Raw genomic sequence first — 25,602 nt, 5'->3', positions numbered from 1 at the left:
ACTGCCGCAGGCTTGTCGTTGGGCAGGTCATGGACGTCTTCTCCCGAACGTTCCTTCCGGCCGCCGCCGAGGCCGGCCTGGCGGTGCAGACCGTCAGCCGGCACATGCCCGTCTTCCGCCGCTGCGTCGGCTCGGGCGATGCCACGATCCTGGTGACCCGTTGCAGCCGTCCCGAGAGGCCGGCCGGCGGCGAGTACCTCCTCCTGCTCACGCACCGGCGACTCGTGGTCACCCAGCAGACCCGGGTGCTGCACCGGCTCCGCCTGCACCTCAACACCGAACTGCGCGAGCTGAGCAACGTGACGTGGAGCCCCGACTCGCGGACGCACTCGATCGAGCTGGCCGCTACCGCGATCGACGGCATCCGCGAGCGCTTCCTGATCCGCAACCACGATCCGAAGCAGATGTGGCAGCTCGACACCCTGCTCAACCACGCCTTCCGTACCCGTCTCCGGCCCGTCCAGGAGCGGATCGTCGCCACCATCGGCGAAGCGCTGGTCAACTCGCGGCCCGCCACCCTCCGCCCGGCCGTCGCCCGCTGACTGCCCGGTCCGGCGCCTCGTGCCCGACGACGGGGTTGGGCCTGCCGTCACCGGTCAGTAGACACGCGAGCCGATGAAGTCATCGTGACCGTAGCCGACCGGATCGGCGAAGGTCCGGGACTCGAACGACCATCGCTGCCGGCTGCTCGTCGAGCAGTTGGCGAGCCGCAGCCGGGGGGTGCCCAGTAGCGGGTTGTCGAACGCCAGGCAGAGGTTGGCGTTGCCGGCCGGCTTGATCTGGTTGCCGACGAGGACGAACTTCTGATTCGCGCCACCGTGGCAGTCGTAGATGTTCACCGCGGTACCGGCGGTCAGCGACCCGTTGGCCACGTCGAGGCACCGGTCGTGGGAGAGCTCGGAGTGCAGTGACTCACGGGTGGCGTCGTACCAGAAGCCCTGGTTGCGCCCACCGTGGCAGGCGTACGACTGCTGCGTCGTGCCGTTGCGTGAGTCGTATCCCTTGCCGTCCACGCAGGTGCCGGTGGCCGCGTTGCGGAGCTGCTTGAACTCGAGCAGCCCGGGGCGGAGCACGCCGGTTCCGGTGCTGGCGGGGTCGACGCAGGTGGCCTGCTGCTGGCCGGAGTTCCAGAACTGCGTGATGCACTGGGCGAACATGCCGTGACCCCGGTAGTTCGGGTGGAACGACTGACGGGCCGCGTTCTCGTTCCAGATACCCAGCTCGATGTAGAGGCCACGAACCGAGGTGTTGTCGGTGCAGACCTCGTGGCCGTGGAAGAGCCGGCTCGCGTCCAGGTAGCGGGTGCCGGTGTTCGCGGCGGCTGCCCGCAGCGCCGACTCGAACATCGGCACCGCCTTGTTCCGGGCGAACGCCGCGTCGGCGAGGTACAGCAGGCAGCCGCCCGCGTACCAGCCGGGGAAGTCCGGGTTGTCCTCCACGTCGGGGCCGGCCGGGCTGGGGTACGACATGAGAACGAGCTCGTAGTCGCCGGCCAGGTATCCGGCCTCGGTCATGGTGTTCCGGATGTCGGTGAGCGCGTCCTCGACCGCCTGCCGGCTGCCGTCGGTGCGTACCGTCCACTCGTCGGTGTAGGTGGGGTGGCACGGGCCCTGGAAGAAGACCCGGCTGATGGCGCAGTCGGTGGCGACCGGACCGAACTGGATGGTGCCGTCACCGTTGGCGCCGACCGCCACCCAGATCAGGCGTACGTGCGTGTTGCGCGCCTCGATCGCCAGGTGGTCACCCTGGTTCAGCTCGTTGTGCTGGGTCGGCCCGCCGCTGATCAGGTTCCACGGGGTCGCACCTGAGCAGGCGATGTTGTACTTCTCGTCGGCCGGAATGCCGGTGCGAAAGATCGCCTGGTCGTACGAGCGGTCGCACCAGTTGCCGGGTTCGTGTGTGCCGGGCACGTAGTTGCCCACGCCCTCGCCGGAGATCTCGCTGTCGCCCATGGTGATCAGCGAGGTGCGGCGTTGCTCGATCGGGCGGATCGCCGGGCTGCCGTAGAGGGCGGTCGCCTCGGCGGCGCGGATGGCCTCGAGGTCGGCCGGGAGTGACTGGATGGTCGGTCGGTCGGCTGCGCCTGCGGCGGTCGCCGGCGCCGCGAGCATCGGCAGGGCGAGAGCGGCGGCGGCGGCGGCCAGGACCCGCCGCCGCTTGGTCCGTTCGCGCCTGGCGGAGGTGACAGGCATCGACGCACTCCTTTCCACTCAATCGCCGTACGTCGATTGAGTTACCAGAAAGTAACGTGCATGGATGGTCATGTGAATGCGTCTCGTGATCCTTGCGCGGAGTGGCGAACCGCATCGTTCCGGGCTATTCGGCCCCCCGGGTCGGCGCTCGCCCGCCGCCGGTGTCGCGCGGCACGTGGCCCGAGCGAACCCCGGCGCGCGGCCCGAGCGAATTCGGTGAGCCGGTCAGCGACCCGGTGAGCTGGTCAGCGACCCGGTGACAACGCGTACCCGACATAGGCGCGGTACTCGACCTGCCAGTCCGGCGGGACGAGGCGCACGCACGCCGCGCGGGGGCCGGTGCAGACGATGGCGTCCACCGAGGACGGCTCAGCCGGTGTCCGGTCGGGCAGTACCGACTGGAGCGCGACCAGCTCGGGCGGCCGGCCGTCGGCGTCGCGCAGCAGCAGCCACCACGGGTACTCCCAGTTGTCGTTCTGCTCCACCAGGCCGATCCGGCGGGCGCCGCTGTCGCGTACCGCTTCGGCCGCCCAGCGGAACTCGTCGGTCCACTGGGGGCGGCGCAGGAACCGGGTGTCCCACTCGCCGGTGGTGAAGACCGAACCCGAGCCCACCAGCCGGCGCGGGAAGCCGTACGACACGGCCAGCACTCCGGCCAGCGCGGAGGTGGCCAGCACGGTCACCGCCGCCAGGACGGCGATCGACCTGCGTCCGGGCGCACCCGCCGATCCGACCCGCCTGCGGAACACCGCGTCCAGCCAGACACCGGCCAGCGGTACGGCCATCACCAGCGCGTACAGCAGCAGCCGGTTGCCCCACGGCTGCCACTTGATCATGGCGACGTGCAGCACCACGGTGGCCGCCACCACCGCCGCGTACCCCCGCAGCGACCCGGCGCGCTCCGGGCTGATCCGTCCCGGCCGTGCCAGCGCGAACACCGCCCCCAGCAACGCCAGCGCCCCGGCGAGCGGGAACGCCACCCGGTCCTCGTCCGGATACCAGGACGGCTCAGGGAAGTTCTCCCTTCCGAACGTGATCTCCCGGTCCTGCGGGTCGACGCCGACCGCCTCGGCACCGTTGATGATCGCCGCGGCGGTGGCCGAGCGCACCGGCGCGAGCGGGGTGTCGAACGCGGTGTGCGCGATCCGCAGCCCGTTGACCAGGATCGCGAGGGGATCGTGCCGTTCCATCGGAATCGACTCGCGCAGCCGGGGCGGCCCGAGCGGGTGTCCGAACTCCACGGTGACCCGGGCCAGGAACGGGCCCACCACCGTGGCCGCGACCAGCAGGATCAGCGCCGAGGCACCGACCGTCCGGGCGACCCCGACGGGCCTCGCGGGTGGGTGCGCGGCGTCAACCACCCCGCTGCGCGCGGCCTCCGGGCGCCGGGTCAGCCGGAGCTGCGCCAGCCCCCAGAGCACCAGCAGCGGACCCACCCCGATCAGCCCGCTCGTCTTCGTCACCGCGGTCAGGCCGGTGGCGGCGCCGAGCCCGAGCAGCGTGCCCAGTCCGGTACGCCGGTGCAGCCCGTCCAACGCCAGGGTCGCCGCGCAGGCGACCCAGGCGGCGACCACCAGATCGGTCTGGGTGCTGGTCGCCTGCAGCACCACCATCGGCGTGGTGGCCAGGATGAAAGCCGTGAGCAGCTGGGCGCGCCGGCCGCCGCCGAGTTGCGCGGCGATCCGGGCGGCCGCGAGCAGGCAGAGCACTCCGGCCCCCCACTGCACCAGGTTGTACAGCCCGTCACCGCCGGTGAGCAGGCGCAGGTGCAGCAGCAGGTACTCCGCGCCGGGTGGAATGGTCACCTGCCGGTGGATCGCGGTCGGCCAAAACTCGAGGCCCCCCTGGAGGACCCAACGCTCCACCTTGGGCAGGTGGTACGTCTGCGAGTCGAAGTTGTTCGGCTCGGCGAGCAGCGCGACGACCAGTTCGATCAGGAGCAGCCCGGCCACTCCGCCGGCGAGGAGCCGCTCGCCCCGGCTCGCCGTACGCCAGTGCCGGCCGAGCCGGGCCCGCCGGCCCAGGCGGTCCGGGCCGATGGAGGGGCCGGTGGTCGCCGGATGTGAGTCGGATGGGGACGGAACTTCGACGGTGTCGGTCGTCGGTGCGGTGGCGGCGCCGACCAGGGCCTGCTGTGGCGCGGCGGTTCGCATCGCCGCGTCCCGGGCGGCGTCGCGCCGGTGGCGCCAGCCCGCCGCCGACGCGGCGACGGCGAGGAACAGTAGCCAGGCGACGGCGAATGCGGCCGGCGTGAGCGCCTGCAGCGCGCCGAGCACCTCGACCGTGAGCACCGCGAAGGCTCCGGTCACCAGCGCCGCTCGGACCACTGCGAGCCGTAGCGGTGCCGTCACGACATCACGCGGTCTGGTGGCGCGGACGAGCAGGAGCATCGCGGCGACAGGCACCACCGCGAGCAGGGAGCCAGCTGCCGACATGGCGGGAAGTAAACACCATCCAGATAGCCGCGCCACGCCGGACGCCCTATGGTAGGGACCACCATCGCGCTGACCAGCCAGGCTACGCTAGGCGCGACAGCCGTCCCCACCATGGAGATTTCCGTGAAGCTCTCGATCCTCATGCCGGTCTACAACGAGGAAGATCGCATCGCGGATGCCCTCAAGCAGGCGCTCGCGGTCGACTACCCGTGCGAGATCGAGCTGGTCGTGGTGGACGACGGTAGTCGTGACGGCACCGCCGAGGTCCTCGACCGCGCCGACGACCAGCGAGTCCGGGTCATCACCCACCAGCGCAACGCCGGAAAGGGCGCGGCCATCAAGACGGCCGTCGACAACGCCGAGGGTGAATACATGGTCATCCTCGACGCCGACCTGGAGTACGACCCGCAGGACATCCCCAAGCTGCTCGACCCGGTGCTCGACGGACGGGCCACCGTGGTCTACGGCAACCGCACCTTCGGTAGCCACAGCGCCTACAGCTTCTGGTACGTGATAGGCAACAAGGGCGTCACCATGGCGGCCAACCTGCTCTTCAACTCCTACATCGGCGACCTGGAGACCTGCTTCAAGCTGATGCCGGTGTCGCTCTACCGGTCCCTCGACGTCCGCTCCCGCGGCTTCGGCATGGAGGCCGAGGTGACCGGGAAGCTGTTGCGCCGCCGGATCCGCCCCTACGAGGTGCCGATCAGCTACCGGGCTCGGGGGCGTGAAGAGGGCAAGAAGATCACTTGGAAGGACGGCGTCGAGGCCATCTGGATCCTCGGCCGCGAGCGCACCCGCCGCCGTCCCTCCGCGTCGATCCGCTGATTTGATCAGCGCCGCGACCTGACCGCCCGCGAGGGCGGATCGTGGTGGCGGTGGTCATCGCCGCGCCGGTAGCCTGCAAGTTGAATTGAACTTCAACTCAAGGCGACCGGATGAACGAATCCCTGACCATCGGCCAGCTCTCCGCACGCAGCGGCGTGGCACCGTCCGCGCTGCGCTTCTACGAGCGGCTCGGTCTGATCCGTGCCGAGCGGACCGGCGGCAACCAGCGCCGCTACGCCCGATCCGAGCTGCGTCGGGTGGCGTTCATCCGGATCTCCCAGCAGGTCGGCATCTCACTCGACGAGATCCGCGCAGCCCTCGACTCGCTGCCCGCCTCGCGTACGCCGACCGCCTCGGACTGGGCCCGGCTCTCCAGCGTCTGGCGGGAGCGGCTGAACGAGCGGATCCGGCTCATGACCAAGCTCCGCGACGACCTGGACAGCTGCATCGGCTGCGGCTGCCTGTCGTTGCAGCGTTGCGCCCTCTACAACCCGGGCGACAGCCTGGCCGGCGAGGGGCCGGGCGCCCGACTGGTGCTACCCCGTACCGAGAACGAACCGGAGGCTCTGCTCCGCACCGAGGCCGAGCCCGAGGCTCTTGCCCGCAGCCAGGCGGAGCCGGAGGTCGACGTCAGGACGTCGTGAGCAACACCTTGCCGAAGTGGTCGCTGCTCTCGACCAGCCGGTGCGCGTCGGCGGCAGCAGCCATCGGCATCCGCCGCTCCACGATCGGCCGGACCTGGCCCGCCTCGACCAGCGGCCACACCTCGTCGCGGACGCCCCAGACGATCGTTGCCTTCTCCGCCAGCGGCCGCGCCCGCAGGGTGGTCGCCGTGATCGTGGCCCGCTTGGTCATCAGCGCGCCGAGATCCAGCTCGGCCTTGCGCCCGCCCTGCAGACCGATCACCGCCAGCCGACCACCGGTGGCGAGCGCAGCGACGTTCCGAGCCAGGTAGCCCGCACCCACGATGTCGAGGATCACGTCCGCGCCCCGGCCGTCGGTGAGTCGACGTACCTCCTCGACGAAGTCCTGCTCGGAGTAGTCGATCGTGTGCGCGGCGCCCAGCTCCCGCAGCCGGTCGTGCTTCGCGGCCCGAGCGGTCGTCAGCACGGTGGCGTCGAGGGCCACGCCGAGCTGGACCGCGAAGGTGCCGATGCCGCTGCCGCCACCGTGCACGAGCAGGGTCTCGCCGGAGCGCAGCCCCGCCAGCTGCACCACGTTCGACCAGACCGTGCAGGCCACCTCCGGCAGTGCCGCGGCGTCGACCAGGTCGACGCCGACCGGCGCCGGCAGCAACTGCCCGGCGGGCACGGCCACACGCTCGGCGTACCCGCCGCCGGCCAGCAGCGCGCAGACCTCCTGGCCGACCCGCCAGTCAGCCACGTCGGAGCCGATCGCGCTGATCACGCCGGAACACTCCAGCCCGAGGTACGCGGGCGCACCCGGCGGCGGCGGATAGTGCCCCTGCCGTTGCAGCAGGTCCGCGCGGTTGACCGCGCTGGCCCGCACGTCCACGACCACCTCGCGGGGGCCGGGCTCGGGATCGGGCACCTCCGCCCAGACCAGTGCTTCGGGTCCGCCGGGCTCCGGAACGGTGATCGCGTGCATGGGTCAGTCTTACCCGATCCGGGCCGCCGTCCACGCGGCGGGCGGCAAGTACCTGCCGACGTCGCCGCCCTCACTCGTCCCGGATGGCCGACATGGCACACTAGGCACGGCCGCGCGCCTCTCGGGCGCGGCCCGGGAGGGTTCGCCTAGTGGCCGATGGCGCTGGTCTTGAAAACCGGTAAGGGGGCAACCTCTTCGTGGGTTCGAATCCCACACCCTCCGCCTCTCCGAGCGGCATCGCCCCGGCCCGTCACTCCTGCGCGTCCGGCTCCCGGGGCTGCTCACGGATCTTCTCCTCGGCCAGTCGCTCGACGGCGCGGCGGCGCTCCTCGGCGATCGCCCGCTCGTCCGGGCGGTGCCGGAAGGCGGTCACGACCGCTGCGAAGAAGTCACGCCACATGCTGGTCAAGAATTTCTCCTGGAACGGTTGCCTGGAACCAACGGTAATGAGACGAACGGCGCATCCGCACCTGCCGCTTCCGGTCGATTGCTCCGGCGCGGCAGGGTAAGAAGATCACAGGACGTTCGCGCGCACATCGGAAGGACGCGTCTCGATGACCTTGGAACGACCGATCGCCCCGGACCCGTACGAACTGCTGCCGACCGTGCCGTCGTTTACGCTCACCAGCGACGACGTGCAGAACGGCGAGCCGATGGACGTACGGCACGTGCACCCGAGCATGGGCGGTGAGAGCCTCTCCCCACAGCTCACCTGGTCGGACTTCCCGGCCGGCACCAAGAGCTTCACGGTCACCTGCTTCGACCCGGACGCCCCGACCGGCAGCGGATTCTGGCACTGGGTGCTGGTCAACGTGCCGGCCGGCGTCACCCAGCTGCCGCGGGGCGCGGGTGGCGCGGGTGCCGATCTCGGCGGGGCCTTCCCGGTCCGCAACGACTACGGCGAGCATGGCTACGGCGGCGCCGCCCCGCCGAGCGGGGACCGGCCGCACCGGTACGTCTTCGCGGTGCACGCCCTGGACGTCGAGCGCCTGGACCTGACCCCGGACGCCACCCCGGCGTACGTCGGCTTCAATCTGGCGTTCCACACCCTGGCTCGGGCGGTCATCCGCCCGACTTACCAGAGCAAGTGAGTTGAGTCCGCTCTCCCCGTGATCCCCTGCGATGGCCGGCCTCGCGACGCCGGGGCGGCCGTCGTGGGATCACGGGGAGTGTGCGTGATCAGGCCGGGACGCGGGCCACGGCGAAGACGGACTGCCCGAACGGAGGGCGGGCGACCTGCTCGACGGCCTTCGTCGCCGGAAGTACGAGCGTGTCGTAGATCTTGACCATCGGGCCCTCCTTCGGCATGAGCCGGAAGACCTTCGTCGCCATGAAGTAACCGAGCAGGCCGAGCGCGTTGGCGTAGTGGATCTTCTCCACGGTCAGTCCGGCCTCGGTCATCGCCGCCGCGAGCGTCTTCTTCGTGTACCGGCGGACGTGCCCGGTGGCGATGTCCGCCGGGCTCATGGCGAACTGGAAGGCCGGCACGATGATGACTACCGCGCCGCCCGGCCGGACCAGCTCGCGCATGCTGCTCAGCGCGAGCACGTGGTCCTCGATGTGTTCGAGCACGTTGTACGAGACCGCCGCGCTGTAGTCCCCGCGCTCGGAGTGCGGCAGCAGCATCTCGCGGACGTCGATGTTCGGCTGGTCGGTCAGCCGCTCCTTCAGCCGGACCAGGCGGTCCGGGTCCGCCTCGGTGGCGGTGAACCGGGGTGCGTGCTCGGCCCACTCCAGTGCGTAGTCGCCCAGCCCGCTGCCGATCTCGATCGGATTGTCACCCAGGTACGGCACGGCCAGCTCGACGAACCAGCGGCGGTGGTTGACCGCGGTCGCGAGACCTTCCAGCACCTCGGACTGGACGCGCTGATCACCAGTGATTTCTGCCATGCGTCGATTCCTCACGGTATGAACTCGACCCGCGCCTGGACCGACAGAGTGAATCATCCGCGCGGATGGCAGAAGAATCGGGGGAACCTGATAGCCGAAATGCGGTCGGGGGTGGCGCGTGATCGGCGGTCGGCGAACCCGGCACATGGTACGGCAGTACCCCGAAACGTGTCACGTGCACGTCTTAGGCTGACTACGCTCCGAATTGTTATGACTACTCCTGACCCGGGCGAACCCAAAGGCGGCTCCGTGGCCGATGAGGCGGAGGGCGTCGACCGGAGGGAGCGCTCGGCGCGGGGGCGCCGGATCGACCTCCTCGCCGTGCTGAGCTTCGTGGCGCTGGGCTTCTGGGTGACCGCGCGGCTCTGGCTCGACCCGCGCAACGGCGTTCGGGACAACCGGTCGGATCAGGCGCAGTTCGAGTGGATGATGGCGCACGGTGCGCGAGTGGTCACGCAATTCGCGTACCCGTTCCATTCGGATCGGATGAATGTGCCGGACGGCGTCAATTTGGCGGCGAACACGTCCGTATTATCCGTTTCATTGCCGCTTACGCCGATCACCCTACTGTTCGGGCCCCGCACCTCGTTCCTGCTCTTTCTCACCTTCGGAATGATCGCGACCGGGGTCGCCTGGTATTTCCTTTTCTCCCGCGTGCTGGTCGGCTCCCGCGGCCCGGCCTGGCTGGGTGCGGCGTTCTGCGCGTTCGCCCCGGCCATGGTGTCCCACGCGAACTCGCATCCGAACATCGTGTCCCAGTTCGTGGTTCCCCTGATCATCTGGCGCACGCTGCGGCTCGTCGAATCGGATCGCTGGCTACGCAACGGCGTACTGCTCGCACTGGTGATCATCTGGCAGGCGTTCCTCAACCTCGAGATACTGCTGATGACCGCGATCGGGCTGGGCGTAGTGCTGGTGGTGTTCGCCATCGGCCGCCCGGACCTGCGGCAACGTGCTCGCCCCTTCCTCGCCGGTCTCGGGGTCGCCGCCGCCGTAGCCGTGCTGGCGCTCGCGTACCCGCTCTACGTGCAGTTCTTCGGGCCGGGGTCGTACACGGGGCTGTCCCAGCTGATCCGGGGCTACTCCAGCGACCTCGCGTCGTTCGTGGCGTACTCCCGCGAGTCGTTGGCAGGCAACGCCCGCACCGCGGAGGGGCTGGCGAAGAACCCGACCGAGGAGAACAGCTTCTTCGGCTGGGCGCTGGTGGTGCTGGTGATCGCCCTGATCTGGTGGCTGAGACGTAACCTTCTGGTGCTCGCCCTGGCCGTGCTCGGCCTGCTATTCGCGGTGCTCTCACTCGGCCGGGAGGTGGTCTTCGACGGCCGGGAGACGGGTGTGCCGAGTCTCTGGGCTCCTCTCGAGGACCTGCCGATCCTGCACTCGGTGGTGCCGACCAGGTGGGCGCTGGCCCTCACCCCGATCATCGGACTGCTGCTCGCGCTCGGTGCCGAATGCGCCCGGAAGCTCGCCGTACGACATTCGAGCGCGCGACCCTGGATCCGCTACTGGACGGCGACCGTGCTCGCCATGGCCCTGGTGCCGATCCTGCCCACCCCCCTGCCGGCGACCCACCTCAACCCGATCCCGGGATTCGTCACGTCCGGTGCCTGGCGCCCGTACGTGGCGGGCGGTCGAAGCGTGGTCACGCTGCCGCTGCCGGACACCAACTACGCCGAGCCGTTGCGCTGGTCGGCCGTCACCCGGCTGGAGATGCCGCTGGCCCGGGGCTACTTCCTCGGGCCGGACGACCGGCCGCACGCCCAGGAGCGGGGAGCGGCTCTCTTCACCGCCCCACCCCGCCCCACCAGCAGTTTCTTCACCGTGATCCGGCAGACCGGGGCGGTGCCGCCGATCACCCCGCAGAGCCGGGTGAACGCGGTCGACGACCTGCGGTACTGGCGGGCCGGGGTGGTGATCCTCGGACCGCACCGGCAGGCGGAGGCGCTGCGCCGCGGGATGACCGAGCTGACCGGGATCCGGCCGGTTTTCACGCGCGGTGTCTGGCTCTGGGACATCCGTCCGCTGACCGACTGAACGCTCCGCCCACGGATGCCGTCGGGTGTCCGTCCAACGCTTCGCCGGACGGGACCGCCCGGTCAGGCCTGACTGACGCAGCAGCCCCGGCAGATCTTCGGCTGCGGCAGGGTGAAGGCCAGGCAGCAGGTGCGTCGCTGCACGGTCGGCTCGCCGCCCGGGCCGGGCACCAGTTCGACCAGATCCTGGAGGCCGAGGGCGTCGAGCAGGGTGGTGATCGTGTCCGCCGACGAGCCGGGCAGCACGTCCGCGGCCCGCAGGAGCCCGTTCGAGATGCCGGAGGCAACCGAGCCGAGGAGCGTGCGGGTGCCGATCCGCACCTGTGTCTGGATCGCCTCGATCATCGGCAGCAGGTGGGCGTCCAGCAGCGAGGTGCGCAGCGCGTCGAGCAACTCGGCCTCGTCGGCCACGATTCGCACCCCGGGACCGCCGGTGAGGGCCAGTGGGTCACCGGGCAGCACCGCCACGGTGGTCGAGTGGCGCAGCCCGAAGGTGAGCAGAGGGCGGCGGTCCTCGAAGTGGACCAGCACGTCGGACGGGTTGAGCAGCGGCACCCGTCGGGCCGAGGCCCAGCCGAGCGCCACCGGCAGGGCACTCCAGTAGCTGTACGACTTCCAGGCCAATGCGGCGCAGGCGTGCGGAGTGCCGCCCCACTGCTCGGCAGCGGCGTGCAGGAGATCCGGCAGCCGGGTGCCGTCGATCAGGGCGGTGGCCGGAATCCAGCCGATCTCATCGGTGACCGTCAGGCCGGGCGCGAGGCTCGGGACGTCGTCGGTGCCGAACATGGCGCGCAGAGCCGCCGTGACCGGAGCCAGCGGGGCGGCCGCGAGGGCGCGGCTCGGCATCACCGCTGTCACTCGATCATCCCCCGTACCCCCGTGAAGTCCGTTGAGCTAAGGCTAGCCTAACCACAGATCCCCGCTCCCGGGAAGGTCGGACGCCGGCGGATGCCGAGGCATGGGTCACCTTCCGGGCGTTCTGTCTCCGAGGCGGCAACGTCACGTGCCAGCCGTTGATACCCCTGCGGGTACCGGAGAAACGCACCGTCTGTCCGGCCGGGCGCCAGAGGATCGACGATCGTCGGTGAATTGTCAAGCAGACTGTCGGCAAGGTGGCAGTTCCGTGTTTGTTCGGCCACGGAACGTGAAACTGATACTCCCGGCCACGAGGAAGCCGATGACCACCTCACCCCTCGATCGCGCTGTCGACTCCTTTGCCGCCGAACTCGCCCGCCAACGGACCGGGCGGGGGCTGTCCAAGAAACAGTTGGCCGTCCTGATGGGCTTCGACCCGTCGTACGTCAGCCACGTCGAGGGCCGGCGACACCGCCCGACCGAGGATTTCGCCCGCCGGGCAGAAGCCGTCCTGGAGGCCGGCGGCGCGATCTGGCAGCGCTTCCGTGAGTACGACGACGCGCGGCAGGCCCGCAACGGGCAGGCCTACCGGGAGCTACCCCTGCCCGGGCAGTGGCTTCCCCCCGGCACCGGCCTGATCGTCGAACGCGAAACCGCCACCCTCAGCCACACCGACGGGGGCTACCGGTGCGTGATCCGGCGGCAGCTCTACAACGCCGGCACCGAACCCGTCACCCGGTACCTGGTACGGGTGGCGGTCGACCGTTACCCGAACGACCCGGGCCGTTCGAACCGGCACCACCGGGAACACCCGCTCACCTTCGCGGAGCTTCAACTTCGTGCGTACCGGGACGACGGCGGCGAGCGGGAGCCGATGCACTGGCGAGCCAAGCACGACCGGGACGCGTTCAAGGAGGTCTGGCTCCTCTTCGACAACGGCGATCGGCGTTTCCCGCTCTACCCGGGCGACCGGGCCACCATCGAGTACACCTACCGGGTCGGCGCCGAGAAGTGGGGACCCTGGTTCCAGCGGGCCGTCCGGCTACCCACCCGGCACCTCGCCGTACGCCTGGATCTGCCGGCGGCCCTCGACCCGCAGGTCTGGGGCGCGGAGACCTCACTGTCGGCGGAGGAAGGCCCGCTGCGCACCCCGGTGCAGCGGCACGACGAAGGCGATCGAGCGATCTTCGAGTGGGAGACCGAGGACCCGCCGTTGAACGCCCGCTACCGGATGCAATGGCGGTTCCGGGCCCGGCCGGACCCGGAGCACGAAACCCCGCCGAACGGCCGGATCCGCCCGAGCGACCGGATGCGTGCGCTGGGAGTGGTGCAGCGCGGTGACGACCTGCTGCGACAGGCCGCCAGCCCGTTCGACCTGCCCGTCGAGGAAGCGGCCGCAAGGGGTCTGGTCGACCGGCTCAGCGCCACCCTCGTACGCCTCGACGAACTGCATCCGTTCAGCAAGGGTGTCGGGATCGCCGCGCCGCAACTCGGCGTCGTCCGGGCGGTGGCCGTGGTCCGGCCCCCGGACCGGAACGCCGAACCGGTCGTGCTGCTCAACCCGCGGGTGGTCGACGTCTCACCCGACACGGACGAACAGTACGAGGGCTGCCTCTCCTTCTTCGACCACCGAGGTCTCGTACCCCGGCCGCTGCGGCTCGACGTGGAGCACGCCCAGTGGGACGGCAGCCGGATCATCACCTCGTTCGAGTTCGGGATGGCGCGGCTCGTCGCACACGAGATCGATCACCTGGAGGGGCGGCTCTACCTCGACCGGATGACGCCCGGTGTGCCGCTGGTCCCGGTGGAGGAATACCGCGAGAGTGGCCGGCCGTGGCGGTACTGACTTCCGCATCCGGGTGTCCAGCCCGGTGGGGGGCGGGGGCCGGGGTGCGTGCCCCAGGGGGCAGGGGCACGCACCCCGGATGGGGGGAGGAAAGCCTCAGATATCGCCGAAGGTGTCGTACCGGATGCGTGGCGGCGGCACGTCATCGGCCGCGAGCACCCGCAGCGTCGAGCGGACCATGGGAGCCGAGCCGGAGACGTAGCAGTCGTGCGTCGTCCACGGGCCGTACCGGCCGAGCACATCCGCGATGTCTCCCAGCTCGCCGTCGAACTCCGGGTCGTCGCTGCACGCAGGGGTGACCGAGAGCCATGGGTGCGCGGCGACCAGTTCGCGGAGCCCGGACAGCCCGTACAGGTCGGACTCCTGGCGGGCACCGTAGAAGACGTGCACCCAGCGGGTGCGGTTGTAGGTGACCAGTTCCTCCACCAGCGCCTTGATCGGCGCGAGCCCGACCCCACCGGCCACGCACAGGATGTCCCGCTCCGAGGCCCGGTCCAGGGTCATCGAGCCCATCGGCGCGGCGAGCCGGAGCAACTCGCCCGGCTTGACCCGGCGAACCAGCGCCCCGGACACCCAACCGGCATCGGCGGACCGGACGTGGAACTCCAGCACGTTCTCGTCGTTCGGGGCGTTCGCCACCGAGTACGTGCGCCACACCCTCGGGTGGTAGCGCGGCACCTCCAGGCTCAGATACTGGCCGGCCTTCCACGGCAGCGGGTGCTGGAGCGCGCGTACGGTCAGCACCGCCGTGTCGGTGCCGTACCGCTCGTGGGTCAGCACCTCCGCATGCCAGAACGGCGGGTTCTCGTCGGTCGCCGCCCCGGCCAGCATCTTCTCCGAGATCGCCGCGTACGCGTCCCGCCACGCCTGGTCGTACTCGAGGTTCCAGCCGTCGCCCGCGGTGCTGCGCAGCGCGTCCATGAGGGCGACACCCATCGTCGCGTAGTTCTCCGCCTCGACGTGGTACTTGCGGTGGTCGCGGCCGAGCGCGCGGAGGAACTCGTCGAAGCTCTCCGGATCGCCGACGGTGTGGATCGCCGTGATGACCGCTTCGAGCAGCCGGTCACCCTGCCCCCGCATCTGCACCGGGAAGAGCTGCCGCAGCTCAGGGTCGAGCAGGAACAGTCGGGCGTAGAAGTGCTCGCTGAGCCGCTCCCGGTGCTCCTCGACCAGGGTCCAGCTCTCCTTGAGCAACCGCTCGAAGTTCTCCATGCCGGCTCGCTCCCTCTCCTGACGGCGAATGGGGCGAACACAGAATCTCCACCGAGCGTGTTGACCGGTCGCACAGAATGTGCGATCAGCTCACAAGGGCTCCTCGGGCGGCCGCCACACGCCCGCATCGGGCAGAGTGGTGCGGTGACCATTGAGCTCACCCGCCCGGTGTCGCGCCGGATGCTGGGGACCGAGACGCTGCTGGTCCTCGGACTCTCTCTCGGTCAGTCCGCCGTCTACGCGGTCGTCTCGATCATCGCGAAACTGACCGCACACGGGGGCCTCTCCAAGCAGACCGCCGCGCTGAACACCTCCGCGTCCACCCGCCCGTATCTCGACCTGGCGTACCAGCTGCTCGGGATCGTGTTCGCGCTGCTGCCCGTACTGCTCGCCGTACACCTGCTGAGCCGGGACCCGGGCGATCCGGCGCGGACCCTCGGCCTGGACGCCCGACGGCCCGGTTCGGACCTGATCCGCGGCGCCGGCCTGGCCGCGCTGATCGGTCTGCCGGGCCTGGCGCTGTTCTGGGCGGCGGCGCAGCTCGGCATCAACGCCACCCTCGTGCCGGCCGCACTGCCCGACGTCTGGTGGGCCGTGCCGGTGCTCGTCCTCGCCGCCGCGCAGAACGCCGTGCTGGAAGAGGTGATCGTGGTCGGCTACCTGGTCACCCGGCTGCGGCAACTCCAGTGGCGGATCGGCGCGGTCATCGCGGCCAGCGCGCTGCTGCGCGGCAGCTACCACCTCTACCAAGGCTTCGGAGCGTTCCTCGGCAACGCCGTGATGGGCGTGGTGTTCAGCCTCTTCTACCTGCGCACCCGACGGGTGATGCCGCTGATCGTGGCGCACACCATCCTCGACGTGGCCGCCTTCGTGGGCTACGCGCTGCTGCCCAAGTCGTGGTTCGACTGGCTCTGATCCGCCACCCAGCGGTGCCCCCTGGTCAGCCCGTCGGTGACCGGTAGCTCGTGATCGCGCGGGCGGCCAGGCGTTCCGCCGCCGCCGCGTCGCCGGCCGCCGCCGCGAGCACCGCCGCGCCCGGAAGCAGCCGGGACGCCAGCCGCAGCGCCAGCCACCCGGCAGCCTGGGCGGCGAGCGGCGCCGCCAGCCGCCACGCCGCCTCCAGCACGCGCGGCCACGGCGCGTCTCCCGGTCCGTCCAACGCCCGCGCCGCGTCCAAAGCGGTACGCGCGCTCTCCGCATCCGGGTGCACCTGGGTCAGCACCAGCAACTCGACCGCCCGATCCGGATGGCCCGGGTCGCGGCCGTAAGCGGCGGCGAGGTGCAGCACCAGGTTGGCCTGGGTCCAGAGCACCGAGGTGAGCTCGGCCAGCGGGGCGAGGGCTCCGGCGAGCGCCGAGGTGGCCCCGCCCGCGCCGGCCAGCCGGACGAACCGCCGGGTGGCGAGCCGGGCCAACCCATCCGACGACGCCTCCGGGTACGTCGAACGCAGCTGCTCGGCCCAGTCCCGTGCGCTCGGGCCGAGCGCCTCCACTGCGGCCAGGGCCAGCAACTCCGGCGCGAAGCCGGGGTGGTCGAGCAGTCGAGCGATGGTCATCCGGAGACCGGACGACCCGGCAGCCGGAGCCGGTACGCCGAAAAGCGGGTCTCGCGAAGCTGTGGCCGGCTGCTGTGTCTCCGGTTCGGTGGCCACGACCTGCGCGGGTACCGGGGCTGACTTCTTCGGCGCGCCCCTGCGCGAGGCGGGCACCTTCCCGGCGGCGGCCTTCTTCGCCCGGGTGCTCCCTGCCTTCGCCGGGGTGCTCTCCGCTGGGGTGCTCTTCGTGGCGGTCGCTGCCTTCGCCGGGGTGCTCTCCGCTGGGGTGCTCTTCGTGGCGGTCGCTGCCTTCGCCGGGGTGCGCTTCGCGGCAGCCCTCTTCGCCGGAGTGCGCTTACCTGCGATCGCCGTCTTCGCCGGGGTGCTTCCTTTGGCGGTCGTCTTCCCGGTCTCGGGTGTCCCCACCGGCCCCTCGTCGCGCCCGGTGGGGGCCGCCGGCGGGTCTGCGGGCCCGGTCCGCTGGGGAGCAGACTTCCGGGCCGGCGTCCGTTTCGTCCCGGCGGCCGCCTTCCGGGGCTTCGGTGCCCTGACCGCCGGCCCCTGCCGGTCGCCTCCCGCCTGATCTGCCGCCGTCGCAGTCGTGTCGGGCGTCGCGGTCGTGTGCGGTGTCGCGGCCGGGTCCGGCGTCGCGGTCGTGTGCGGCGTCGCCTGAGACGCGGGCGTCGCCGCCGGCTGGTCCGCTGCTGCCGTCGCCGGCTCGGCCGGCGCGGTAGTGGCCGGGGTGGGCCTGCCGCCGGCCGTGGGTCGGGAGCGCAGGGGCGGCAACGGGCCGTCGGGCTCGGGCGGCTGGAACAGCACGGCCGGGGCGACCTTCCCCTGGCGTGATCTTGCGGGCGGCGGCGGTGCGGATGCCGGCTCGGCGGCTGCCGGCGGGTCGCCGGGCGGCGTGAAAGTCGCCTTGGTGGACCGCCGCCGGGCCCCGTCAGCAGGCTCGCGGCGGGTCGGCTCGCTCGGGGGCTGCTCCTGCATATCGATGGAGCCTAGCCGTGTTCACGCCGGCGCACAGCGTGGAAGTACGCCGAGGCGGACACCGGATCGGGTTTCCCGAGGATGCCGCTTTGCCCCCGGCGGGTGCTGCCCTGTATCCTCGGGCGCGGTGGCTTGCGGGTCACCAAGGAGACTTCGCCTAGTCTGGTCTATGGCGCCGCACTGCTAATGCGGTTGGGGTTTTAAAGCCCCTCCCGGGTTCGAATCCCGGAGTCTCCGCGCGAAAGTCGGTCGTGTAGGCTGGCTGAGCACGAGCGCCCGTAGCTCAATGGATAGAGCATCTGACTACGGATCAGAAGGTTAGGGGTTCGAGTCCCTTCGGGCGCACAGAGCGAGAGAAGGCCCCCGACCAGCCAGAACGGCAGGGTCGGGGGTTCTTTCGTATCCGCCGAGGTCAGCGCCTGGACCCTCGTGGGAGCCACGCTGGGAGCCACGGGGCCTCACTGCCCGAACAGCGCGCGGGACATGGCCTCCGCAGCCAGCCGGCGATCGCCCTCCATCAAATGCCCGTACACGTCCTTCGTGATCGCAATTGACGTGTGTCCGAGCACTTCTGAAACGACGTGCAGCGGGGTGCCCTGAGCCAGCATCAGAGAGGCGCCGGAATGGCGGAGCTCGTGGGGGTGCCAGTGTCCGAGCCCGGCACGCTTGCACAGCGCCGAGAGTCGATGGGTGAAGTTATCCGGATCCAGCGGCGTGCCGACCTCGCTCGGAAAGACGAGGCCGTGATCCTGCCATGCCTCGCCGGCTGCCAGCCGTTCCTCAGCCTGCCGAGCACGATGCCGGCGCAGCAGCTCCACCAGCTGGGGCGTGAGGTACAGGGTTCGCCGAGAGCGCCGCGTCTTGAGTTCGCTGACCACCAGGCAGGTTCACCGATAGCCACCGGCCGAGGAAGTCCCCCACCGAAAGCCGGTCATCCGGCGCGGGTAGGCCGGCGTCGAGCTGGTCGCGCAACTGCCGAAGCTTCTTGGCGACCTCCTCGCGGGTCTGCCCCGATACCTTCTTGCGGACGCGTTTGCCGTCTGGGCCGTAGCCCAAGGAGACCGCACCCGCCAGCGATCGCCATCCTTGTAGATGGAGTCCTCGCCCTGGCCGCGACGTGGCCGAGCCCGCTTCTCGCCACCCTGACGCGTCACGCCGCCTGCTCCGGACGCAGCAGAAGCCGACCGACAGAGGGCGATGCGTCGAGCGAGCCGCCAGCCTTCGTGGTCATTCCATGTCTCCCTTCTCGCTCGGCTGATGAGCCGGAGCGCCGGACGGTCGTTCGTTGCTGGCGACTGCCCGACGAGGAGATCCGCTTGAGTCGGCAGGGACTTGAGCCGCAGGCACCAGAGTCTTGCTGTAGCGGAGCGAGAGGAGCCCCCTCGACCCGTGCGAATCATGGTGCTGAGCTTCGCGACGTAGCCTCTGCACGTGATCTCCTACCGCGCTACCGCCCCCGCAGACCTCGACCGCGTGACCCCGTGGATCGTGACCGAGCCCGTTGGGTGGATCCCCGCCGACCGTTACCTGGCCGAACTGGCCGAGGACATGTACCGGCCGGAATGGACATGGATCGCCGAGCACGACGGCCAGGTCGTGGGACGGGCATTGTGGTGGGGGCCGAAGGGCAGCCCGCATCCGGTCGCGCTCGACTGCCTCGACGTGGATCCTGCCGTGGGTGACCGTGCCGCCGTCGCCGCCGAGCTAATCAGGGCCGCGCTGGCCGGGTTTCCGGAGCCGGTGCAGTACAGGATCAAGGTCACCGGTGACTGGCGCGACGATCCGGCCACCTCGGCGGCCGTGGAGTGGCGGCGGGCGGCGGCGCATGCGGCGGGCCTCACCCGGGAGGTGGAGCGGCTGCAGTTCGAGTGGGCACCCGCCGACGGGATGCCCCCCGTGGCCGGCATGCTGCGGTTCACCGAGGCCTCCGACGAGGAGTTCCTCACGGTGTTCAGGAGAATCGCCGAGGGCAGCCTGGACGCCCAGACCCGTGCGAACCTGGCCGCCAAGGGCGTGGACGCGACCGCGCGCGAAGAGATGGACTTCTATCTCAGGGCGCCGGGCAAGCGGGAGTGGTGGCGGATCGCCTACACGCGCGAGGGTGAGGTGGCGGGCATGGCGATTCCCTCCGCGACCTCGTACAACGTGAACGTCGGCTATCTCGGGGTGGTGCCGGAGTTCCGCGGACGCGGCTACGTGGACGAGGTGCTCGCCGAGATTACCCGCCTTCACGCGACCAACGGGGAGTCGCGCATCACCGCCACCACCGACATGGGTAACGCGCCTATGGCGGCCGCTTTCGGTCGCGCCGGATACCGCAACACGGGGATCCGGATCAACCTTTCCAACGACGTCCAGCCCTGAACGAGGAAAAGGCCGGCGCCGACATTGGAACGCACGAGCTCGGACCGCCTCGCCGAAGCTGCGGATTGGAGGGCAGGCCGGGCCATCCACGGGCCGCAAGGTGGTGTCCGGCCAGGTGCAGCGCCTGACGTACGGTCTGGTCGGCGAAGCCACGAGGTTCGCTGAGTTGGAGCTGGTCGTAGGGATCGATCACTGCGGTACGGAAACCCGCTGTCCAGATCATGTCCGTTCCATCTGTCCGGGCCCGTCACGCGGCGGTCGGGAGGTCCTTCGCGGGCACCCCTCGGCCAACGGCTGGGCCCCACGGAACCTTGGCTCTCTGCCTCGATGCAGCGGAACAGCTGAGCCGCCCTCCGCTCGTGGCATTTGTCCAAAATATTGACTGTCCAAAACCTGGACCGCCAACATCCGTGACGACCCTCACTCGGCACCAGGGGACCGGCGAGCGTTGACGATGGCGTTGCCGGCGCCATATCGGGCTCGAATGGGCGATGAACCTGCCCGTGAGGGCTCGCGTTTCGTTCCGCCCCGTCCCGGGAATGCCGCTGCCCGCCCGGGAGCCGGAAGGGGCAAGACCATGAGCGAAGCGCGCCCACCGTTTCCGCCGTTCGACCTTGACAGTGCGCTGGCCAAGGTGCAGGCGGCTGAGGATGCCTGGAACAGCCGCGACCCGCACCGGGTCAGCCTCGCCTACACGGAGGACTCCGTCTGGCGTAACCGGGAGCAGTTCATCACGGGCCGCCCGGCGATCGTCGAGTTCCTCACCGCCAAGTGGGAACGCGAGCTCGACTACGTGCTGCGTAAGAGCCTGTGGTGCTTCCGGGACAACATGATCGCCGTCCGTTTCCAGTACGAGTCGCACAACCAGGACGGCCAGTGGTTCCGCAGCTACGGCAACGAGCTGTGGGAGTTCGACGACAACGGGCTGATGCGTCGTCGTGAGGCCAGCATCAACGATGTGCCGATCAATGCGGCCGACCGCCGCTTCTTCGGGCCGCGGCCCGAAGACGAGCGGGGCGCGGGTCACGACATCCCGCTGCAATGACCACGGGGTGCCCGGCCGCGGCCGCCGATGATTGACTCGTTGAAGTCGGGGTGTCCGGGTCCGCCGGACCCCCGATTCGCCTGATCTCCGAGTCGATCATCGGCGGCGCACGGCGAGTGTCAGGGCAGCCGCGCCTGCAGGGTCAGCACCCGGGTGACCTGGATCGGGTTGAAGTTGTCGTCGCTGATCAGGTGGATCTCGGCCTTCCCGTTGCCGTGCCTGCGATCGACCGTGAGGGCCTCGTAGTTGTCGAGCAGCGGGTTGATCTGCGGCTCAGGGCTGGTGGCCCCTAGCGTCGGGCAGTTGATCAGGTCCGCGACCAGCCGCTTGCCGATCACGTCCCGGCCGCCGGCGACGGAGAGGTTCGGGATCGAGGTGACGTCGCTGGCCCGGTCCGCGCCGGTCACCGCGTACAGCCGGACCGTGTTGCCGACGTTGGCGGTGAAGGCTGCCTCGAGCACCACGAACCGGCCGTCGCCGTACGGCGCGATCTCCGCGATCCGAAGCCCCTGGTCGACCTTGTACCCGATCTGCCGGTCCAGCTGGTAGCCGTGGTGCCGATCGGCCCGGTAGACGAGGATCCGCCGCCAGGCCGCCTCACCCGTCGGTGAGACGTCACCGCTGAGGGTGTCCTCCATGGCGGCGTAGACGTACTGGCCGTCGGGGGAGATGCCGAGCCCCTCGAGGGTGCCGTTGTCGGTGGCTTCCCCTGCGGGGGAGACCCGGAAACGTGCCGGCACCGGCAGTTCGCCGCGCTCCACGCCGTCGCGTCCGAAGATCCGGATCGAGGGCTCGGACTCGGAGCTGACGAGGAACCGGCCGTCAGGCAGGACGGCGAGCCCCTCGGCGTCGAAGTTCGTGCCGTCGTACGGGGTGCCGTCCGCCTTGGTCAGCAGGGTCGAACCGGTGACGCGTGGGTTGCCGGGATCCCGGAAGAACCACAGCTGGGCGGGGAGCGTGCCGCTGCGGTCCACCACCGAGACGTAACCGTGACTGCGCTCGTCGTAGGTGATGGCGGATAGTCCACCGACCTGCACGCCCTTGACGGTGACCTTGTCCAGGGCGTCGCTGAACCCGACCGCTCTGGTTCCGGGAGCGCAGTTCGGCGCCGGCTTGCCGGAGGTGGTCTCCGGAGCGGCCTGTGCCGCCGGTGCGGCGACGGACGCGCCGAGCAGTGCGGCAATCGTGGCCCCCACGAGGGAACCAGGGCCGTACGCGCGTCGCCTGACGGATCGAATCATGCGGAGAACTCCATTCGTTGGATGCTCGGGTGACGCTTCGTAGCCACCACACTCCACCGTCCGTTTCGGATGGAGCCGCTACGGGGAGTGATCAAGACTGGGCGTCGGGTCAGGCCGGTGTGAGTGGTGCGTCCATCCTCTTAGGACGTACGGCATCCGAGCAGCAACTAAAAGCTAACGACCTTCGCAGAACTGGGCAACGTGACGGGCGCTATACGGCGGCTCTCGTCGACGGGGTTCGTCGAGTCGTTGCGCTAATCCCACTCCTCGCCGACAGGTGGACGTGACGGGCGTGTACGAGGTGGTGGAGCAGATCCTCTCGGTCGAGCGGGCCGAGGCAGATCAGTGGGCGCTGACCAGGCTATTTGCTCGGGTGCTGAACCGGAACTGCCCGCGGACGCGTACCGATGCGGTGAACTCCGGGGCGCGACGAACGAGCGAGCGTATTTCGACAGATGTATTTTTCCTGAGCGTGGCCTGGGCGCCTGATGGTGCGGATTCATTCCCCCGTGTAGTTCAGGACACACCCGCGATACTTTATTCAGTATATGGCGCTATAGCGAACTACTCTGGTCCGTATGACGACGGCACAGGACCCCCGCTCCGTGATCGAGACTCGGCTCACCCACGGGACGCATCGCCAGGCGACGACGCTGCTGGCCGAGGCCGCTACGCGCCCCAACGCTGACAGCGCTCAGCTCACCGAGCTCCGCGACTTCCTGGTGGCGACGCTGCGTCACCACCACGAGAGCGAGGACAACGATCTCTGGCCGCTGATCGAGTCCGTCGCGCCCGGGACCTCCGCGCCCCTCAGCGCGCTGACCGACGAGCACCAGGCCCTGGACGACGCCCTCGACGCGTTGGAGGCCGCGCCGGTTCCGGCGGACGGCGACCGGCGGGAGCTGGCTACCGCTGCGGCCACCGTCCGGGACATCCTGCACACGCACCTCTCGCACGAGGAGCCGCTGCTCTTCCCCGCGCTGGAGGCGCACGTATCGCCAGAGGCGTGGGAGGGCTTCGCGCTCAAGGTGATCGCCACCACGCCGCCGGCCGGCGCGAGCCTGCTCGTCGGCTTCTTCGACGAGGTCGGCACCCCGGAAGAGGTCGCCCTGATCCTCTCCGGGCTCCCGGCGCCCGCACAGGAGCTCGTTCCCGCTATGCGTGCGCACTCGGCCGCGGTGATCGCGTCCCTGCGTAAGGCCTGATCCGGTACGTCGAACGCCGGACGACGGCGACCGGGCGCGTCGCCGCCGCCTCGGCGGCGACGAACGCGCCCAGTCGCCGTCCGTAGCGCCGCGCCGGAAGGTCGAGCTCAGACGTACAGGCAGAACGGATGGCCGGCGGGATCGAGGTGGACCCGTACGTCGTCCTGAGGTTGGAAGTCCGCCACGATGGCGCCCGTGGCGACCGCATGGGCCGAGGCGGCCTCGAGGTCCTCGACCGCGATGTCGAGGTGCGCCATCATCCGCGGGTCTCCGGTACCGGCCGGCCAGACCGGTCGGACGTACGCCGGTTCGCTCTGAAAAGCCAGGCCGGCCCCGCCGTCGGGGGCTCGAAGCGTCACCCAGTCGGGCTCGTCCTCGTGTCTCGACCAGCCGAGCAGACGTTCGTAGAACGCGGCGAGTTCCCGGGCATCGGGTGCGTCCAGCACCGTGGTCGTGAGGACCAGCCGAGGTCGATCCGTCATACAGGCTGTCGTACCCGGTCGGGACCCCGCCTACTCGTCGCCCCTAACCCGCCGGCGTCGGGCCCGCCGTGCCGGCGTTGAGGCTGCGGCGTCGGGCCCGCCGTGCCGGCGTTGAGGCCGCGGTGTCGGGCCCGCCGTGCGGGAGGCCACCCGCGATCCTCAGCTCGGGTCGCGCCGCCAGAACTGGCGTGGCGCGTACCCGTCCCGGCGCAACCAGTGTTCCGTGTAGACGATGCGCTCCACCTCGACCACCACGAGCGGGTCGACGGGCGGTTCGTCGAGGGCCCGGGACCGCTCGACGTGGTCGGACTGCCAGCGAACGGCTGGCCAGTAGTGCGCTCGTTCGGGGTCGTCCGGCGCGAACACCCGGGCCCGGCCGAAGACCTGCGCCCCTCGGCTGCTGGCCTGACCGACCAGGGGCGCGAAGACGCCGATCGAGACCCGTGGGTCCGCCGCGATGTTCCGCATCTTCGGCGACGCGGCGGCGGCGGTGAACATCAGCGCGAAGTCGAGGTGGAAGTAGCGCACGGGTGTCGCCAGCGGTCCACCCGGCCCCGACGTGGCGATGACACACATGTTCTGCGACGACAACAGGTTGAGGATGCGCTCCTCGAGGCGATGCCGGTCGAGTCGTTTCGTGGGAGCTGGGCCGGCCAGCCAGGGGTTGGTCACAGGCATGGCTGATCTTGTCATGTGGAGCGGCGGCGACCGGAACTGGGCTGAACCGTTTCGGGGCCGGCTCCGTGTGGATGCCGAACGGCCTCCGGACGCACTGGGGCCGGCTAGACCTGGAGATTCCACATGATGCGCAAGCACCTGGTACCCCTAGTTGCCGTGATGGCGGCCGGTCTCGCGGCGCTGACCGCGTGCAGCTCGACCCCGGAGGCACCGGCCCCGGCCCAGGCCTCCACGCCGGCCAGCAACCAGGCCGCGGCCCCCGCCGACGGCGCGGGCGCCGGCGACCTCTCGCTGCTTCCCGGCACCGCGAAGTCCAACAACTCCGCCCCCGGCATGGGCGACTGGGCCGTGCCGAACGGTGGCGTCGCGACCGGTGAGGCCCTGCAGAACGCGCAGAAGTGGGTCCAGCTGACCGCGAGCAAGGCCGGCGACCTCGACCCGGTGGTGGTCAACGGCGCGGGGCTCACCCTCTACCGCTTCGACAACGACAGCAACAACCCGCCCACCTCGAACTGCAACGGGGACTGCGCGGCGACCTGGCCGCCGGTGACGGTCACCCAGGGCGGGAAGATCTTCATCGCGGGCATCAAGAAGTCGGCGGTCGGTACGGTCCGGCGCGCCGACGGCACCCGGCAGGTCACGATCAACGGCTGGCCGGTGTACCGGTTCGCCAAGGACACCAAGCGCGGTGACACCCTCGGCCAGGGCGTTGGCGGCACCTGGTTCGGTGTGACCCCGACCGGTGGCAAGGCCGGCGTCTCCGACGGTGGACAGATCACTCCGGACAACGGCGACGCGACCGCTCCGCCGGCCACCAGCGCCGTCTTCTTCGACGACGCCAACTTCAGCGACAACGGCGCCTCTCAGGGTGTCGCCGGCAAGAACGAGTGCCAGAACCTGGCCCGTCCGGGCGTCGCCTCCTCCGTCGCGGTCCCCGGCTCGCTGAAGATCTGGACGGGCCCGAACTGCACCGGCAAGTCGCAGGTCATCAACGGTGACGTCAGCAACCTGGCCACCATCGGCTTCGACGACGCCGTCGCCTCGGTCCGCTTCAGCTGACCTACCTGCCCTCACCCAGCGGGTGTGCCGGTCCGGCTCTTCGCCGGGCCGGCACACCCGTTTCTGTCTCCGCGCCGCGCCGGTGGCGCCCGACGTGCACCCGGC

At 70.3% G+C, this 25,602-nt stretch carries 23 protein-coding genes, 3 tRNA genes and 1 pseudogene; 15 read left to right on the top strand and 12 right to left on the bottom strand.

Features of this window, described 5'->3' with window-relative positions; translation table 11 throughout:
• Positions 1–29: 29 nt before the first annotated feature.
• Positions 30–542 (top strand): hypothetical protein, encoded by a 513-nt coding sequence (locus ABZS42_RS05475; protein WP_355142733.1) that lies wholly within the window; start codon positions 30–32, stop codon positions 540–542.
• A gap of 54 nt (positions 543–596) precedes the next feature.
• Here the strand turns inward: ABZS42_RS05475 and ABZS42_RS05470 are convergent, their stop codons facing one another.
• Positions 597–2,192 (bottom strand): ricin-type beta-trefoil lectin domain protein, encoded by a 1,596-nt coding sequence (locus ABZS42_RS05470; protein ID WP_355142732.1) that lies wholly within the window; start codon positions 2,190–2,192, stop codon positions 597–599.
• A 245-nt stretch (positions 2,193–2,437) separates the two neighbouring features.
• Positions 2,438–4,627: a hypothetical protein gene (locus tag ABZS42_RS05465; protein ID WP_355142731.1), complete on the bottom strand. Its 2,190-nt coding sequence runs from the start codon at positions 4,625–4,627 to the stop codon at positions 2,438–2,440.
• A gap of 123 nt (positions 4,628–4,750) precedes the next feature.
• On the opposite strand from ABZS42_RS05465, the gene ABZS42_RS05460 reads away from it, so the two are divergent.
• A complete protein-coding gene (locus ABZS42_RS05460) occupies positions 4,751–5,455 on the top strand; it encodes a glycosyltransferase family 2 protein (RefSeq protein WP_355142730.1) in 705 nt (234 codons plus the stop codon).
• 110 nt (positions 5,456–5,565) lie between these two features.
• A pseudogene (soxR, locus tag ABZS42_RS05455) lies at positions 5,566–6,000 on the top strand (redox-sensitive transcriptional activator SoxR); the annotation flags it as partial.
• 85 nt (positions 6,001–6,085) lie between these two features.
• Here the strand turns inward: soxR and ABZS42_RS05450 are convergent.
• Positions 6,086–7,063: an NAD(P)H-quinone oxidoreductase gene (locus tag ABZS42_RS05450; protein WP_355142729.1), complete on the bottom strand. Its 978-nt coding sequence runs from the start codon at positions 7,061–7,063 to the stop codon at positions 6,086–6,088.
• 135 nt (positions 7,064–7,198) lie between these two features.
• On the opposite strand from ABZS42_RS05450, the gene ABZS42_RS05445 reads away from it, so the two are divergent.
• Positions 7,199–7,285: transfer RNA gene (locus ABZS42_RS05445), tRNA-Ser, on the top strand.
• A 28-nt stretch (positions 7,286–7,313) separates the two neighbouring features.
• Here the strand turns inward: ABZS42_RS05445 and ABZS42_RS05440 are convergent.
• Entirely contained in the window at positions 7,314–7,472 is a 159-nt protein-coding gene (locus tag ABZS42_RS05440; protein ID WP_355142728.1) for a hypothetical protein, read from the bottom strand.
• 145 nt (positions 7,473–7,617) lie between these two features.
• On the opposite strand from ABZS42_RS05440, the gene ABZS42_RS05435 reads away from it, so the two are divergent.
• Positions 7,618–8,154, top strand: coding sequence for a YbhB/YbcL family Raf kinase inhibitor-like protein (locus ABZS42_RS05435; RefSeq protein ID WP_355142727.1), 537 nt, complete (start codon positions 7,618–7,620; stop codon positions 8,152–8,154).
• Between the two features lie 88 nt (positions 8,155–8,242).
• Here ABZS42_RS05435 and ABZS42_RS05430 read toward each other — a convergent pair whose 3' ends face one another.
• On the bottom strand, positions 8,243–8,953 hold the full coding sequence (locus ABZS42_RS05430; RefSeq protein ID WP_355142726.1) for a class I SAM-dependent methyltransferase: 711 nt from the start codon (positions 8,951–8,953) through the stop codon (positions 8,243–8,245).
• Between the two features lie 210 nt (positions 8,954–9,163).
• Here ABZS42_RS05430 and ABZS42_RS05425 point away from each other — a divergent pair, with 210 nt between their 5' ends.
• On the top strand, positions 9,164–10,987 hold the full coding sequence (locus ABZS42_RS05425) for a hypothetical protein (RefSeq protein ID WP_355142725.1): 1,824 nt from the start codon (positions 9,164–9,166) through the stop codon (positions 10,985–10,987).
• 62 nt (positions 10,988–11,049) lie between these two features.
• Here ABZS42_RS05425 and ABZS42_RS05420 read toward each other — a convergent pair whose 3' ends face one another.
• On the bottom strand, positions 11,050–11,832 hold the full coding sequence (locus ABZS42_RS05420; RefSeq protein WP_355142884.1) for a hypothetical protein: 783 nt from the start codon (positions 11,830–11,832) through the stop codon (positions 11,050–11,052).
• Between the two features lie 331 nt (positions 11,833–12,163).
• Here ABZS42_RS05420 and ABZS42_RS05415 point away from each other — a divergent pair, with 331 nt between their 5' ends.
• The gene (locus ABZS42_RS05415) at positions 12,164–13,687 is read left to right on the top strand and encodes a peptide deformylase (RefSeq protein ID WP_355142724.1); all 1,524 of its coding nucleotides are present in this window, start codon (positions 12,164–12,166) and stop codon (positions 13,685–13,687) included.
• A 96-nt stretch (positions 13,688–13,783) separates the two neighbouring features.
• On the opposite strand, the gene ABZS42_RS05410 is transcribed toward ABZS42_RS05415, so the two are convergent.
• A complete protein-coding gene (locus ABZS42_RS05410) occupies positions 13,784–14,899 on the bottom strand; it encodes a globin domain-containing protein (RefSeq protein WP_355142723.1) in 1,116 nt (371 codons plus the stop codon).
• A gap of 144 nt (positions 14,900–15,043) precedes the next feature.
• Here ABZS42_RS05410 and ABZS42_RS05405 point away from each other — a divergent pair, with 144 nt between their 5' ends.
• Positions 15,044–15,814 carry a type II CAAX endopeptidase family protein gene (locus ABZS42_RS05405; protein ID WP_355142722.1) on the top strand — a complete coding sequence of 257 codons (771 nt, stop codon included), beginning with the start codon at positions 15,044–15,046 and terminating at the stop codon, positions 15,812–15,814.
• A 25-nt stretch (positions 15,815–15,839) separates the two neighbouring features.
• Here ABZS42_RS05405 and ABZS42_RS05400 read toward each other — a convergent pair whose 3' ends face one another.
• Positions 15,840–16,454 (bottom strand): hypothetical protein, encoded by a 615-nt coding sequence (locus tag ABZS42_RS05400; RefSeq protein ID WP_355142721.1) that lies wholly within the window; start codon positions 16,452–16,454, stop codon positions 15,840–15,842.
• Here ABZS42_RS05400 and ABZS42_RS05395 point away from each other — a divergent pair.
• From ABZS42_RS05395 to ABZS42_RS05385, 3 genes are all read left to right on the top strand, one after another.
• The gene (locus ABZS42_RS05395) at positions 16,447–17,016 is read left to right on the top strand and encodes a hypothetical protein (protein WP_355142720.1); all 570 of its coding nucleotides are present in this window, start codon (positions 16,447–16,449) and stop codon (positions 17,014–17,016) included. The genes ABZS42_RS05400 and ABZS42_RS05395 overlap by 8 nt on opposite strands.
• A gap of 553 nt (positions 17,017–17,569) precedes the next feature.
• Positions 17,570–17,660, top strand: a tRNA-Ser gene (locus ABZS42_RS05390).
• 35 nt (positions 17,661–17,695) lie between these two features.
• Positions 17,696–17,768 (top strand) — tRNA-Arg (locus ABZS42_RS05385).
• 113 nt (positions 17,769–17,881) lie between these two features.
• Here the strand turns inward: ABZS42_RS05385 and ABZS42_RS05380 are convergent.
• Positions 17,882–18,301 (bottom strand): site-specific integrase, encoded by a 420-nt coding sequence (locus tag ABZS42_RS05380; RefSeq protein ID WP_355142719.1) that lies wholly within the window; start codon positions 18,299–18,301, stop codon positions 17,882–17,884.
• Positions 18,302–18,854: 553 nt separating this feature from the next.
• On the opposite strand from ABZS42_RS05380, the gene ABZS42_RS05375 reads away from it, so the two are divergent.
• Together ABZS42_RS05375 and ABZS42_RS05370 are read left to right on the top strand one after the other, a co-directional pair.
• Positions 18,855–19,787, top strand: coding sequence for a GNAT family N-acetyltransferase (locus tag ABZS42_RS05375; protein ID WP_355142718.1), 933 nt, complete (start codon positions 18,855–18,857; stop codon positions 19,785–19,787).
• A gap of 577 nt (positions 19,788–20,364) precedes the next feature.
• Positions 20,365–20,832, top strand: coding sequence for a nuclear transport factor 2 family protein (locus ABZS42_RS05370; protein ID WP_355142717.1), 468 nt, complete (start codon positions 20,365–20,367; stop codon positions 20,830–20,832).
• A 119-nt stretch (positions 20,833–20,951) separates the two neighbouring features.
• On the opposite strand, the gene ABZS42_RS05365 is transcribed toward ABZS42_RS05370, so the two are convergent.
• A complete protein-coding gene (locus ABZS42_RS05365; protein WP_355142716.1) occupies positions 20,952–22,028 on the bottom strand; it encodes an esterase-like activity of phytase family protein in 1,077 nt (358 codons plus the stop codon).
• A gap of 623 nt (positions 22,029–22,651) precedes the next feature.
• On the opposite strand from ABZS42_RS05365, the gene ABZS42_RS05360 reads away from it, so the two are divergent.
• A complete protein-coding gene (locus ABZS42_RS05360) occupies positions 22,652–23,278 on the top strand; it encodes a hemerythrin domain-containing protein (protein ID WP_355142715.1) in 627 nt (208 codons plus the stop codon).
• Between the two features lie 107 nt (positions 23,279–23,385).
• On the opposite strand, the gene ABZS42_RS05355 is transcribed toward ABZS42_RS05360, so the two are convergent.
• Together ABZS42_RS05355 and ABZS42_RS05350 are read right to left on the bottom strand one after the other, a co-directional pair.
• Entirely contained in the window at positions 23,386–23,760 is a 375-nt protein-coding gene (locus ABZS42_RS05355; RefSeq protein ID WP_355142714.1) for a VOC family protein, read from the bottom strand.
• A 159-nt stretch (positions 23,761–23,919) separates the two neighbouring features.
• Positions 23,920–24,438: a pyridoxamine 5'-phosphate oxidase family protein gene (locus ABZS42_RS05350; protein WP_355142713.1), complete on the bottom strand. Its 519-nt coding sequence runs from the start codon at positions 24,436–24,438 to the stop codon at positions 23,920–23,922.
• 126 nt (positions 24,439–24,564) lie between these two features.
• On the opposite strand from ABZS42_RS05350, the gene ABZS42_RS05345 reads away from it, so the two are divergent.
• Complete coding sequence (locus ABZS42_RS05345; protein ID WP_355142712.1) at positions 24,565–25,497, top strand: hypothetical protein; 933 nt, start codon at positions 24,565–24,567, stop codon at positions 25,495–25,497.
• Positions 25,498–25,602: the final 105 nt, after the last annotated feature.

Source organism: Micromonospora sp. NPDC005367, from assembly GCF_040606825.1.
In the GTDB taxonomy this organism is placed as follows: Bacteria; Actinomycetota; Actinomycetes; order Mycobacteriales; family Micromonosporaceae; genus Micromonospora.
Note: the sequence above shows the minus strand (reverse complement) of the source record. Positions and strands in the feature narration are given on the sequence as shown.

Bases quoted from the DNA above. Each gene is read 5' to 3' on its own strand.
- ABZS42_RS05475 (WP_355142733.1), top strand. From the start codon at position 30: ATGGACGTCTTCTCCCGAACGTTCCTTCCGGCCGCCGCCGAGGCCGGC.
- ABZS42_RS05470 (WP_355142732.1), bottom strand. From the start codon at position 2,192: ATGCCTGTCACCTCCGCCAGGCGCGAACGGACCAAGCGGCGGCGGGTC.
- ABZS42_RS05465 (WP_355142731.1), bottom strand. From the start codon at position 4,627: ATGTCGGCAGCTGGCTCCCTGCTCGCGGTGGTGCCTGTCGCCGCGATG.
- ABZS42_RS05450 (WP_355142729.1), bottom strand. From the start codon at position 7,063: ATGCACGCGATCACCGTTCCGGAGCCCGGCGGACCCGAAGCACTGGTC.
- ABZS42_RS05435 (WP_355142727.1), top strand. From the start codon at position 7,618: ATGACCTTGGAACGACCGATCGCCCCGGACCCGTACGAACTGCTGCCG.
- ABZS42_RS05430 (WP_355142726.1), bottom strand. From the start codon at position 8,953: ATGGCAGAAATCACTGGTGATCAGCGCGTCCAGTCCGAGGTGCTGGAA.
- ABZS42_RS05425 (WP_355142725.1), top strand. From the start codon at position 9,164: ATGACTACTCCTGACCCGGGCGAACCCAAAGGCGGCTCCGTGGCCGAT.
- ABZS42_RS05420 (WP_355142884.1), bottom strand. From the start codon at position 11,832: ATGCCGAGCCGCGCCCTCGCGGCCGCCCCGCTGGCTCCGGTCACGGCG.
- ABZS42_RS05415 (WP_355142724.1), top strand. From the start codon at position 12,164: ATGACCACCTCACCCCTCGATCGCGCTGTCGACTCCTTTGCCGCCGAA.
- ABZS42_RS05410 (WP_355142723.1), bottom strand. From the start codon at position 14,899: ATGGAGAACTTCGAGCGGTTGCTCAAGGAGAGCTGGACCCTGGTCGAG.
- ABZS42_RS05395 (WP_355142720.1), top strand. From the start codon at position 16,447: ATGGTCATCCGGAGACCGGACGACCCGGCAGCCGGAGCCGGTACGCCG.
- ABZS42_RS05400 (WP_355142721.1), bottom strand. From the start codon at position 16,454: ATGACCATCGCTCGACTGCTCGACCACCCCGGCTTCGCGCCGGAGTTG.
- ABZS42_RS05370 (WP_355142717.1), top strand. From the start codon at position 20,365: ATGAGCGAAGCGCGCCCACCGTTTCCGCCGTTCGACCTTGACAGTGCG.
- ABZS42_RS05360 (WP_355142715.1), top strand. From the start codon at position 22,652: ATGACGACGGCACAGGACCCCCGCTCCGTGATCGAGACTCGGCTCACC.
- ABZS42_RS05355 (WP_355142714.1), bottom strand. From the start codon at position 23,760: ATGACGGATCGACCTCGGCTGGTCCTCACGACCACGGTGCTGGACGCA.
- ABZS42_RS05350 (WP_355142713.1), bottom strand. From the start codon at position 24,438: ATGCCTGTGACCAACCCCTGGCTGGCCGGCCCAGCTCCCACGAAACGA.
- ABZS42_RS05345 (WP_355142712.1), top strand. From the start codon at position 24,565: ATGCGCAAGCACCTGGTACCCCTAGTTGCCGTGATGGCGGCCGGTCTC.